An 11,748-nucleotide genomic window follows, 5' to 3' on the forward strand; every position below is an offset into this window, starting at 1 on the left:
GCAATGAGAGATCAACGATACGGTTCAGCATGGTTTTCCCCTCAGTGCCCGTGACCTGCGCCAAGCTCCGACTTCATGATGCGTGCCTTAAGGGCGTAAGCGCCCGCCGTCACCACCCGCTCGCCCGTCGCCAGGCCACTCTTGACCACCAGGCGCCCACGCAGTTTCTGCCCGAGCACGACATTTCTCGGCTCGAAGCCGTCGCTGTCCTCGATAAACACCGTGGGCTGACCATTCATCAACACGACGGCCTCGGTGGGGACCAGCAAGGCTTTGACTGTCGCACCCTGTCTGGTCGTCTCGATGGTACGGATGGCGACGGTGGCGAACATTTCCGGTTTGAGCCGGCCGTCCAGATTCGTCACTTCCACACGCGCTTGCACGGTACGGGTCTCCTTGTCGACCACTGCCGCGATGTAGGTCAGCGTGCCCTCGAAGGACTCGTCTGGATAGGCGGCGACGGTAACAATCGCACTGGCGCCTACCTGGATGCGGCCGAGATCCTTCTCGAACAGATCGGCTGCGATCCACAGTTTCGACAGGTCGGCGACGACGAAAAGCGGACTGTCTGGCTGGGAGAGCTCGCCGAGGATGGCGTGCTTTTCGATTACCGTTCCGGCGAACGGCGTGCTGACCGGGAAGGTGGATCGTGCTTTGCCGTCGCCCGTAGGCGAGGCGTCCACACCCAGCATGCGCAGCCTGTCCCTGGCCGCTGCGAGAGCGGCCTTGGACTTCTCGTACTCGGCATGGGCGCGCAGATGGTCTTTCTGGGCAATGATCTGATCGCCGTGCAGCTTCTCGGCGCGCTCGAAGTCGGCCTTGGCTACCGACTGCTGGGTCGCTGCCTGCAGGTAAGCCGAGTACGCATCGCCGACTTCCAGGCTATCGAGAACGGCCAGCGTCTGCCCGGCCTTTACCTGGTCGCCGAGATTGGTTTTGACATTGACGATGCGCCCAGGGACGCGTGGCGCCACGTGCGCTATGCGGTCTTGATTCGGGCGGATGGTGGCGGTCAAGGTGAGCGGTTCGCTCACTTCCTGCACCAGTATTTCTGCGCTCTTGATGCCGGCAGATTGAATCTCTTCGGCACTGAGCTTGAGTGCTTCCACCCCCCCTGCTTCATGCTCGTCGCCGTGGCCGTCCCCGTCTTTGCTAACCGCCCCAGCGTGTGCCCCGGCTTTCTCGCCCGCAGCGTGTTCGTCTTTGCCCCGGTGTTCGCCTGGCTTCTCGGCAGCGGCGTGCTGCTCTTCGGCGCTGCTCATTGCCGTGCCGGCTTTGGCGGCGGTGGCCGGAGATTCGGTCTTACCACAGCCGCCGAGAATCAGGGCGGAGAAGCCGAGCGCGAAAAGTGCAGCCCGCTGCGCCGGGAGTACGTGGAATAGGTTGTTCATGAATGATCTTTCAATGGATACGTTTTCAGGTGACGGGTGCGGTGTGCGACTCGGTGATGACTCATCACGAGCCTTTCGGCTGCCGATGCCAGCCCGCTGCCTGCTCGAGTTCGATGCGCACCAGGGCCAGATCGGTCATGGCCTCCAGCACTTCGCGGCGGGTATCGAGAACTTGCCGGGTTGCTAGCAAGAGTTGAGTGAGGCTGATCTCACCGGCCCGGTAGCCTGCTACGGACAGACGCTTGTTCTCGTTCAGGCGTTGCAGGACAACTTGATCGAGCTGCTTTACCCGACCACGCAGGCTTTCCCGCTTCTGCCACAGAGCCAGGACCGTTGCGCGCGCGTCCCGATTGGCCACCTCGCGCTCAATCTGGACTTTGCTCACGTCGGTGACCGCTCTGCCGATGCCGGTGGCGTTGCGGCGAAACAGTGGCAGGGGTAAGGAAACGGAAACGCCGGTGATCTGCTCGCGTGCATCGCTTGATCCTTCACGGGCCGTGAAAACGCCAACAGTCACGTCCGGGTATGCCGCGGCACGCTCCAAGCCCAGGCGACTGCGGGCGGCCTGCTCCTGGTACTCCAGCGCACGTAATCGCGGCCGGTCAGCGGCTGCGGCCAGCAGCTCGTCCAGGGTGTATGGCGTGGCCACTTCGGAGGCCAGTGTCCCTCGTACTTCCGGCAGCGCTTCGGCCGGCAATTGCAGAGTGGCGGCGAGATCTGCGCGGGCCTGGATGAGCTGTTCGCGCGCCGCTTGCAGCTGATTGTCGGCGCGACCGAGCTCAACCTCCGCGAGATTGCTGTCGAGCTTGGTATCTTCGCCCGCCGCGAAGCGTTTTCTTGCCGCTCCAGCAGCATCCCTGATCAAGCTGACCAGTTCAGCCTCGGTCGTAGCACGCGTCTGCAAGCCCAATACCTGGACGAACTTCTGCTCGACCTCGGCGAGGACCCGTCGGCGGGTCTCTTCGATGCTTTCCTGGAGTGCGGCCAGATCCTGCTCAGCCGCGCTGCGACGATAGCCATGCTGACCTGCGATCTCCAGGGTCTGGGAAAGATCGGCACCCCACTCCCGCAGGGTGTCATTTCCCTGGCCCGGGAGAGGAACCTTGCGGCGGGCCTGTTCGGCGGTTAGTTGCGGGTTGTTCCAGAGCAGGCCACGGGTATCAGCGAGTTGCCCCTCGGTGGCGGCCAGATCGGCTTGCGCTGCCCGAAGTTGGGGGTTGGCCGCTTCGGCAATCTGCAAGGCCGCTGCCAAGGTCAGGGGTGACTCTGCAGCCAGCACCGCCGACGTGGCGGCCGCCAAGATCAGCGTTGTGATGAAGCGGGCCACACGCCCACGATGAATATTTGAATGCATGTCTCGTTGAAATCTCCGTTTGATACCCGCGCATGTAGGCGGCAAGGCGACCAGAAAGTTGGCCTTGGATTTATCAGTTGTTGCCGCGGGAGGCGCGCTGAAAGCCCGTATTGGCAGGCGTTTGCCGCCGATTTGCGCGATTGCGCCACGGTTCTAGCTTGGTGGCCGCCATTACTCTGAAGCACCGTTTGCGACGGCCGCTTAGCCCCTGTTCTGGGGCTTAAGAAGAGAATTTGCGGTTGAAAGCTGTGGACGTTCCGCCGGATCAGACGGCGGGCGCCCAATTGGGTCGTTCTGGACCCTGGAGAAAAACGGAGAGGGGAAAGCGAGCGGGGGGGGCGACAGCCGAAGATGCTGGCGTGGACAGCAGCACTGGGGCAGGAGAGATAGCGACACCGACACATCCGAGGTGACACGAGATGCAATCGGTATCAGAAACGGTTGCGGCTGAATCGACGTCGTCGTTCTGGTTGGCCGCCTGATGCTCGTGTACGTGATGGCCAAAATGCTGCGTGTCCGCACTCCGCTCGTCATGCGGACAATAGCCGCCCGCCAGGCCCCAAGCAGCCTGGAGCGGCGCCACTACTAGCAAGAGGATAAGGACGAGGCGCTTGATCACGGGCGCAGTATAGCTAAGAAGCCTTGCCTCTGCGTCGGTTTCATCCGCTGGTTTCCCGGGAAGGTAGGTGGTTTTTGCACGTTCGTCATAGCAATGCCGATTGGTCTGGGCGGTTGAGATGGTAGCCTTCGAGCCTGAGATATCGGGTATCACGGTCGCCTCTGGAATACCGGTTCGCACCCGAATGCAGTGCGTACGGATATGCCAGAGGCGTGGCCGTAACAAAATTTTTACGGATCGAAACTGCCGCCAACATCACCGTAACTCAAAGACGAAGAGCTCAGATGTTACCCCGCACCTTTTGTATAGATTGCCTGCATTCGCGCGCGCTCGGCGGGGGTAATATTCTTTAGCTCATTGAGCACTTCGGCTCGAGTTTTGCCCGGCCCGACGCTTTTGACAGGAGCCGGATAATTTACCAGAGACTGTTGGTAGCTCCCGTCTGCCTTGGCCTCCTGCCATTCCTGCATGACCTGGGCGGTGGTCTTGGTGGACTTCACATGATTGGGGTGAAACGTGTAGCCCACCTCGCCTCTCGATAAATGCATCTCCGATTCGGCCAGCGCAAGCGTCGGTGCGGCGAGGGCGATGGAGAGGATGGGGAAAAGTATGGCGGTACGAATCAACATAATGGGTTTCCTTCTTGTAGGCGAAGTGGAATTTGATGGAACTTGAAAACACGCTGGTGTGCGGTAACGATGCCGTTTGGGTTGAACGTTCGGCACGGGAGGTACGATAGCGCGCCGAGCACGTCAATTTGCGAACTGCCAAATTACGAATTCGTAATCCTTTTGCATCGCCGATCCCGCGATAATTCGCGTATGAAGATCCTGGTCATCGAAGACGAATTGAGGCTTGCCGAGTACCTACGCAAGGCGCTTACGGAGAACAGCTACGTCGTTGATGTCTCACACAGCGGCCCGGCCGGGTTGCAGCTTGCGCTGAACGGCGGATACGACGCCGTCCTTCTCGACGTCATGCTGCCAGGGATGGATGGTTTCGCAATCGTGCACGCGCTTCGACGACAGAGCGCTGTGCCGGTATTGATGCTCACAGCGAAGGACAAGGTTGAGGATCGGGTGAGGGGCCTGCAAACTGGGGCCGACGATTACTTGGTAAAGCCCTTCTCCCTTTCCGAGCTACTTGCCCGGGTGCAAGCCCTGCTGCGTCGCGGAACAAGAGAGCCCCGAGGTCCGGACGCCCATATCCTCAGGCTGGCGGACCTCGAAGTTGATCTCGCGCGGCGGCGGGTAACGCGAGGCGGCGAGCGCATCAACCTGACCGCTAAGGAATTTACGCTGCTCAGCCTCCTACTGCGCCGACACGGGCAGGTGATTTCGCGTGCAGCACTGGCCGAGAAGGTGTGGGACATGAGCTTTGACAGCAATACAAACGTCGTCGAAGTAGCCGTGCGTCGCCTGCGAGGCAAACTCGACGATCCGTTCTACGAGAAACTCCTTCACACCGTCCGTGGAATGGGCTACGTCCTAGAAAGCCGAAAGTCATGAAGACGAGTGCTCCAGTGTCGATAGACCACTGGTTGTCTCGTTGGCTCGCTGTGCAGGCTCTTCTAGGGCTTGGGCTAGTCTGTGTGGCGGTGTACTTCGTCACGAACCTCAGTTTCGTGGCTCGCCAGAGTGAAGAGCTTCAGCACAAGGAGGAAGTAATCCGCCATCTGGTGGCTGAAATTGGAGCCGAAGACGAATTGACCAGCCTGCGTCACAAGCTTGACGATTTCTTTGCCGGCCATGCTGATCTTCAGTTGCGCCTGAGCACCCCCGCTGGCGCTCTCGTCTACAGCACCGCATCTACCACACAAGCCGCCATTTCTCAGAGGCAGCTTACTTTTGATATTCCGTCCATGCTATTCGGCACATCGGCCCTTCGCGCCCAGATGACGCTGAACACGGAAGCAGATGCTGAACTAATGAGACGCTTGGCGTGGACGCTTCTAGCGTGTGCCTTGGCCGGTTCCGCGTTGATCTACCTGAGTGGCGTTTGGCTCGTAAGACGGGGACTGGCGCCGATTCACGACCTCGCCCGGCAGGCGGCAGCACTAGCCCCGGACAGCCTTGACCAGTCGCTGGATGGGTCAGGCCAAGCTGAAGAGTTGCAGCCTTTGGTTACGCAGTTCAACGCGCTCCTCGCGCGGCTGGACTACGCCTACAAACAGCTGGATGGCTTCAATGCGGACGTCGCACATGAGTTGCGAAATCCCCTGACAATACTGATTGGCGAGACGGAATTGGCGTTGAGTGGCAATCGAGAAGCGAATGAATTGAGGGAAGTCCTCGGCTTAAACCTTGAAGAACTGCGGCGCCTTGCCGGCCTCGTTAACGACATGCTGTTCCTGTCAAGAGCCGCTTGTGGCGCGCTCGCACGACGAGATCGTATTGATAGCCTGGCGATGATCGCAGCCGAAGTCATCGACTATCACGACGCGTCGCTACAGGAAGCTGGCCTACGTGCTGAGGTGCATGGAGACTCTTCAGGCTTCTTTGACACAGCGTTGCTACGCCGGGCACTGTCAAATTTGCTATCGAATGCAACCCACTTCGCCGATCCAGGCTCAATCGTTGAGCTGGCCATCGACTCCGACGCGACAAATGCCGTCAAACTTTCGGTAAGCAACATCGGCCCGACCATCCCGGAAGAGCACCAATCTCGCCTGTTTGATCGCTTCTACCGGGCGTCACCTGCGCGTGAACATAGCGAAACCAACCATGGTCTAGGGTTGTCGATCGTCGCCGCCATCGCGCGCATGCATGGCGGCAAGACATTCGCAGAGTCCGCGATAGGCAGGACGACCGTTGGTTTCGTGTTGCCCATGGGGAGCACGCAACCAACGACTCCAATCTGAGAGCAATTTGCTACTGACGCACCAGCCTTAGAGCGTTAGCCACAACCAGCAGACTCGCGCCCATATCAGCGAATACCGCCATCCACATGGTGCCCATACCGAGCAGCGTGAGTACGAGAAAAACGACTTTGATGCCCAATGCCAGCGCGATGTTCTGTACCAGTACCGTCCGGGTAGTGCGCGACAGGCGGACAAAACGCGCAATCTTGTTCAGGTCGTCATCCATCAGTGCGACGTCAGCAGTCTCGATAGCCGTATCGGTACCCGCCGCGCCCATGGCAAAGCCGATGTCAGCTCGCGCCAGGGCCGGTGCATCGTTGATGCCGTCACCCACCATGCCAACCTTGCCTGTTTGCGCGTAGCGTTCGATAGCGCGCAGCTTGTCTTCCGGCAGTTGATCGCCCAAGGCTTCGTCAATCTGAACCTGGGCCGCGATGGCTCGCGCGGTGTGTGCGTTGTCGCCGGTCAGCATGACTGTTTTGATACCCAACTCATGTAGCGCCCGGATCGCGGCGCGGCTACTGTCCTTGACCGTATCGGCCACCGCAAACAGGACCAGCACGCGCTCGCCATCGGTGAGCAGAATGACCGTCTTGCCTTGCTCTTCCAATTCACCAAGCCGAGCCTCCAGGGGAGGAGTACATACGCCAAGCTCATGGATCAAGCGATGGTTACCAAGCTGATATTGCACGCCGCCAACGGTTCCGAGCACACCTCGCCCTGGAATAGCGGCGAAGTCCGCTACATCAAGCAGGACGGTGTCGTTCCGTTGTCCGCTTGTGGCTATGGCGTGAGAAACCGGGTGATCGGAGCGTGCAGCAAGACTGGTGGCCACTCGGACGGCATCCACTCCGTCCGTCTGATCGAGCAAGACCGTATCGGTCAATACCGGTTTGCCGTGCGTGATGGTGCCGGTCTTGTCGAATGCCAGCCACGCGAGCTTGTGACCTTCCTCAAGATAAACACCGCCCTTGATCAGAATGCCGTGGCGGGCTGCTGCTGCCAGACCGCTGACGATGGTGATGGGCGTGGAAATGACCAAGGCGCACGGACAGGCTATGACCAGCAGAACCAGCGCCTGGTATACCCAATCCTGCCAGCTGCCACCAAGTAGCAGCGGCGGCACAAGGGCTACCGCGATGGCGAAGACGAACACCGCCGGCGTGTAGATCTTGGCAAACTGATCGACGAAGCGCTGGGTTGGCGCACGTGCGCCTTGCGCTTCTTCGACCGCGTGAATGATGCGTGCCAAGGTCGAATGCGTGGATTCGGCAGTAACCCGGAATTCGACGGAGCCAGATTGGTTGATGGTCCCGGCAAAGACACTGTCTCCAGCCGACTTGTCGACCGGCAAGCTCTCGCCGGTAATAGGCGCCTGATTGATGCTTGATCGCCCAGCCGTCACGACACCATCGAGGGCGACGCGCTCGCCTGGTTTGACGCGCACGATTTGGCCGATGGTGACAGCCTTGGCTGGCAGTTCGGCCCAAGCACCGTTCGCTTGCCGTACTGTCGCCATTTCCGGCGTCAACTGCACCAGGCTGCGAATGGCATTGCGTGCCCGATCAAGTGACTTCGCTTCGATCAGCTCGGCAACAGTAAACAAGACCATGACCATGGCCGCTTCCGGCCACTGGCGCAGCAACACCGCACCCGTCACGGCAATGCTCATCAGGGCATTGATATTGAAATTGCCGTGGCGCAACGCAATCCAGCCCTTCTTGAAAGTGCCGACACCGCTGATTGTTATGGCGACGAGAGCGAGCAGTCCGGACAACCATTCTGGCAATCCAGCCCAATGAACAATTTCCGCGCCAAGAGCAGCAACCCCGGCCAGCGCCAACGGCCACCAAGGCTTACTGACTGCCTCGGTGGGCGCGCTGCCTTGGCTGCTTGCTTCCATTGGCTCGGTACTCATGCCCAAGTCACGGATGGCCGTCTCAACGGCAGGTAGCGTGTTGTTCTGGTGGACAACGGTCAGGACCCGCTGCATGAGGTTGAATTCCATCCCGCTCACCGTGGCTATGCCACCCAGCTTGTTGCGGATCAACGCCTCCTCGGTCGGGCAATCCATCTGTGCGACGCGTAACCGAGTGAGTGTGTAGCCGGCCGGAATTTTGGCTGTGATCAGACTGGCGTTGCCTGATGCCGATGTTGGTAAGGGATCGGCAGCGCAACACTCATGACCATGGTCGTGCGAATGCCCATGATCGTGATGAGCGGGCAAAGCGTCGTGAGCATGAGACTGATCGTCGCCGCATGCGTGGTGAACATGCGTAATTTTCACGGGGCGAGAGGGCATGGCGTCGTCGAATTGTTGGTATATTGTCCATTTCACACCCTGCAGTTACTATAGGGTCAAGTGTTTTGGAGACTACCCGTGAAGATCGGTGAACTCGCCCAAGTGGCGCAATGCACGGTGGAAACCGTGCGTTACTACGAAAAGGAAGGACTGCTATCCGCGCCGGCACGGACGCGGGCCAACTACCGCAGCTATGGCGAGCTCCACGTCGAGCGGCTTCGCTTTATACGGAATTGTCGTGCCCTGGATATGACGCATGCGGAAATCCGCACGCTACTGGGTCTGATGGATCAGCCTGCCGGTGATTGCGGTGGCGTCAATCAACTACTGGACGAACACATTGCCCACGTCGACGTGCGTATGGCCGAGCTGTTCCAGCTCAAGCAGCAGCTCAGTGAGCTGCGTCAGCGCTGCCAGAGCGACCAGGCCATGGACGCCTGTGGAATCTTGCAGGGGCTGGCGTCTATGGAAACAGAACCTCGGCATGAACGGCACACGCACCTCGGTTAATCGAGGTCTTGGCGTACAACTTTTTCCCGTTTCGTGAGCTGATTCCTCAAATGGCGGCTGGTGACACGGCTGCTTGTTCTACCCCCACACTGTGGATTCGCCCAGCAGGAAACCATGTCGACTGACGCTTGCCAGTTCTACTACGAGTGCCGCAACTGCAAGAACCTGCTGCGCCCCAACTCCGGCGACTGTTGCGTATTCTGTTCCTTCGGCTCGGTAAAATGCCCACGGATTCAGGCGCAGAACAGGAGTTGCGGGTAATTCCAGGCTTTCCCCGGCACCATCGACAGCCCGCCTTTGCGCGGGCTGTTTGCGTCATGGCGCGGCGAAAAGGCTTAGCGTGCTCTATTTTCCGTTTTCTGAGACGTCCCCTAGCTTCGAGCAGCAGCGCTACCGACCTTCCGACCTCAATCTGGTGAAAGTTCGCGTTCGACGGATGAGAAAGCCGTCGTTCGTGGCCCCGTAGTGTTGAACGACCGCTGACCGTCTCATCGCAGTCGTTCCTGGTGCGACAACCCAACGGCCCCTCCGGCCGAGAACCTGCCCCAGAGGCTACACCGCCAAACGTCACGTTGAACGGTGGCAGCGGCCGTTCAGAGGTCTCGTTTCTTCGCGACGGCAATGACCAGGTCGTGGTCGAGGCAGCACGAACGCGCCACGATTCGCCGCCGTCGACCAGCCGTCACACCACAGCCGTAGCGCCCCCTGGATGGCACACCCCTCAAAGCCGCTTCTGCAAATTGCTCACCCACAGCCACAGGGCGTACGAGATCGAGACGATCAACAAGGGTGGCAGCAGCGAGGGCATCGGCAACGGCACGATTATCCAAACGGCAAGTCCTACCAGAACGGCCCATAGCACGCGCACCCCGAGGCTGTGTCGGATCGGGCTCCGGGCCAGGAAGGAATACTTGCGGATTTCCCGCACGAGCTGGCCGTCGCTGTAGGCCGCCATCACCAAGGGAATGCCTGGCACCAGCCATCCCATCAACACTTGCAGGCGGTAGGCGACCAGGCCGATCCACAACCAGGTCGCGACGATCCGGCCCTGCGCCCAGGCGCTGAGGTCGGAACTCCCAAAGGGTCCCTGCCCTGTCGATTGAGCGTCGATGATGAAGCTGCGAAAATCCGACGCCAGCGATTTTTCCATATCGTCCAGGGTACGACCGTAGACATCGCTCTCACCCTTGCCAGCAATCGCGTAGACCGCCGCCCGTTCGGCGATCCAGGCATTGCGGATCGCCGTCGGCGGAATGAACGCCCAGGTGGCCGCCATGAGCAGAAACAGCGCGACGGCGACGAAGGTACTCCAGGCGTTGTCGGTGCGCGCAGGCCTCATGGCTGCGTCAGCAGGATGGGAAACCGTCCCTTGAGCGTCCGGCCACCGGACAGGCGCGCGATGAAGTGCAGCGGTGGCAACTCACCGAGCATCGCCGCCGGGAAGAGTTCGGCCTCCTCCTCCAGAATCTGTTCCTGATAAGACGCGGTGTATTCGTCCTGCACGTGGCTATCGACGTTGTGCCCGTAGCGCAGGGCCATCGAACGCACCTTGATCTGCGGCATGCCTTCGGCCAGGTATTTTTGCGTTTCGGAGTCCAGAACACGCAGGGCGATCTTGTTGTTGGTGTTGGCGAGCACCTGGCGGGCCTTGTTTTCGTCGCCGAGTCGGCTGGCAAAATCGGCAAAGGTCTGCGTGGCGATGGTCACCCGGAAATCGGCGCCGCCGCCCTTGTTCATCAGTTGAATGGCCGGCTGGTTGAGGACCTCCGCGGCTTCATCGATGAACAGATTGACCGGCGTCAGCGAGTCGATGCCGTAGTTGTAGCGGTCGCCCGCGACGGCGGTGAGATCGGCCAGCAGGATGGAGCCGATGGCGCTGCCCACCGTCGAGTCGGCGAGCGAATCCAGACCGATGTAGACCACCTTGTTGCCGTGGATGATCTTCGACATGTCGGTCACCAGCCGCTCGTGGCCGGGCTCGAAGTCCGGTGACAGGAGCGCCTGCAGGGGCTCACTGGTGAGCATCGAGAGGATCGGGATCAGGGACGCCACCATCTTCTGGAAGTGCTCGCGATTGTGCTCGTAGGTCGAGATCAAGCCATCGAGATCCACCGACTGCGCGTCATGGATGGCGATCTCCCGATAGAAAGCGATGTAGGCTTCCAGCAGTCGATCCTTGTAGCGCCGGATATGGGACGCGGCCCGGCTTTCCCAGTCCTTCACCTGGCGAGTGAAATGAACTTTCAGGGCCCGCTGCAAGAGGCTCTCGGGGCCACCTTCGACGTAGCGGCGCAGCTGCACCAGGTTCGGCCGATGACCGGTGGCGATCATGCCGTTGGTGATGTCATTCAGCACTTTCCAACCGAAGGCGGTGAACGGGTCGGCACCCGTTTCCGAGGGGATCAACGCCGCCACGCGACTGGCCAGCTCGGTCTTGCGGTTCCAGTTGTGCAAGGGATCGATGCACGCCGACCGGTCGGGATGCGCCGGATGAAAATACACGAAGCGCTCCCCTGCCCCGCTGGCGTCACACGCGGCGCGAGCATTTCTGGCCAGCGCGTGATCACCCTTCGGATCGATGATGATCACCGTCTCGCCCCGGAAGATTGCCTGGGCGATGAGCAGATCGAACAGGCGTGTCTTGCCGACACGGGTCGTGCCGACGATCAGGGTGTGCCCGACCAGGTGCTCGCCAACACCAACAACAAGATC

10 protein-coding genes are annotated in these 11,748 nt (G+C 60.3%); 4 read left to right on the forward strand and 6 right to left on the reverse strand.

What is annotated here, in order from left to right:
- Positions 1-41: 41 nt before the first annotated feature.
- The 3 genes from E4Q23_RS18810 to E4Q23_RS18820 all read right to left on the reverse strand — a co-directional run bounded on the left by E4Q23_RS18810 (position 42) and on the right by E4Q23_RS18820 (position 3,993).
- Entirely contained in the window at positions 42-1,391 is a 1,350-nt protein-coding gene (locus E4Q23_RS18810; protein ID WP_169068067.1) for an efflux RND transporter periplasmic adaptor subunit, read from the reverse strand.
- A gap of 64 nt (positions 1,392-1,455) precedes the next feature.
- A complete protein-coding gene (locus E4Q23_RS18815) occupies positions 1,456-2,745 on the reverse strand; it encodes a TolC family protein (RefSeq protein ID WP_169068068.1) in 1,290 nt (429 codons plus the stop codon).
- A 906-nt stretch (positions 2,746-3,651) separates the two neighbouring features.
- Positions 3,652-3,993 carry a DUF4148 domain-containing protein gene (locus tag E4Q23_RS18820; RefSeq protein WP_211203839.1) on the reverse strand — a complete coding sequence of 114 codons (342 nt, stop codon included), beginning with the start codon at positions 3,991-3,993 and terminating at the stop codon, positions 3,652-3,654.
- A 192-nt stretch (positions 3,994-4,185) separates the two neighbouring features.
- Between E4Q23_RS18820 and E4Q23_RS18825 the strand changes: the two genes are divergently transcribed.
- Together E4Q23_RS18825 and E4Q23_RS18830 are read left to right on the forward strand one after the other, a co-directional pair.
- A complete protein-coding gene (locus E4Q23_RS18825; protein WP_169068069.1) occupies positions 4,186-4,872 on the forward strand; it encodes a heavy metal response regulator transcription factor in 687 nt (228 codons plus the stop codon).
- A complete protein-coding gene (locus tag E4Q23_RS18830; protein ID WP_169068070.1) occupies positions 4,869-6,224 on the forward strand; it encodes a heavy metal sensor histidine kinase in 1,356 nt (451 codons plus the stop codon). Before E4Q23_RS18825 ends, E4Q23_RS18830 begins: the two co-directional genes overlap by 4 nt.
- Before the next feature lie 10 nt (positions 6,225-6,234).
- Here E4Q23_RS18830 and E4Q23_RS18835 read toward each other — a convergent pair whose 3' ends face one another.
- Positions 6,235-8,526, reverse strand: a complete 2,292-nt coding sequence (locus E4Q23_RS18835; protein ID WP_423753363.1) for a heavy metal translocating P-type ATPase — start codon at positions 8,524-8,526, stop codon at positions 6,235-6,237.
- Between the two features lie 78 nt (positions 8,527-8,604).
- Here E4Q23_RS18835 and cadR point away from each other — a divergent pair, with 78 nt between their 5' ends.
- Together cadR and E4Q23_RS24175 are read left to right on the forward strand one after the other, a co-directional pair.
- Entirely contained in the window at positions 8,605-9,036 is a 432-nt protein-coding gene (gene cadR, locus E4Q23_RS18840) for a Cd(II)/Pb(II)-responsive transcriptional regulator (protein ID WP_169068071.1), read from the forward strand.
- Between the two features lie 57 nt (positions 9,037-9,093).
- Positions 9,094-9,297 (forward strand): GDCCVxC domain-containing (seleno)protein, encoded by a 204-nt coding sequence (locus tag E4Q23_RS24175; protein WP_169068076.1) that lies wholly within the window; start codon positions 9,094-9,096, stop codon positions 9,295-9,297.
- A gap of 460 nt (positions 9,298-9,757) precedes the next feature.
- On the opposite strand, the gene E4Q23_RS18850 is transcribed toward E4Q23_RS24175, so the two are convergent.
- Together E4Q23_RS18850 and traD are read right to left on the reverse strand one after the other, a co-directional pair.
- Positions 9,758-10,375 carry a DUF4400 domain-containing protein gene (locus E4Q23_RS18850; RefSeq protein WP_169068072.1) on the reverse strand — a complete coding sequence of 206 codons (618 nt, stop codon included), beginning with the start codon at positions 10,373-10,375 and terminating at the stop codon, positions 9,758-9,760.
- On the reverse strand, positions 10,372-11,748 hold a 1,377-nt coding region (gene traD, locus E4Q23_RS18855; RefSeq protein ID WP_169068073.1), incomplete at its 5' end, for a conjugative transfer system coupling protein TraD. The genes traD and E4Q23_RS18850, both read right to left, overlap by 4 nt.

It is taken from the genome of Candidatus Accumulibacter phosphatis, assembly GCF_012939955.1.
In the GTDB taxonomy this organism is placed as follows: domain Bacteria; phylum Pseudomonadota; class Gammaproteobacteria; order Burkholderiales; family Rhodocyclaceae; genus Accumulibacter; species Accumulibacter delftensis.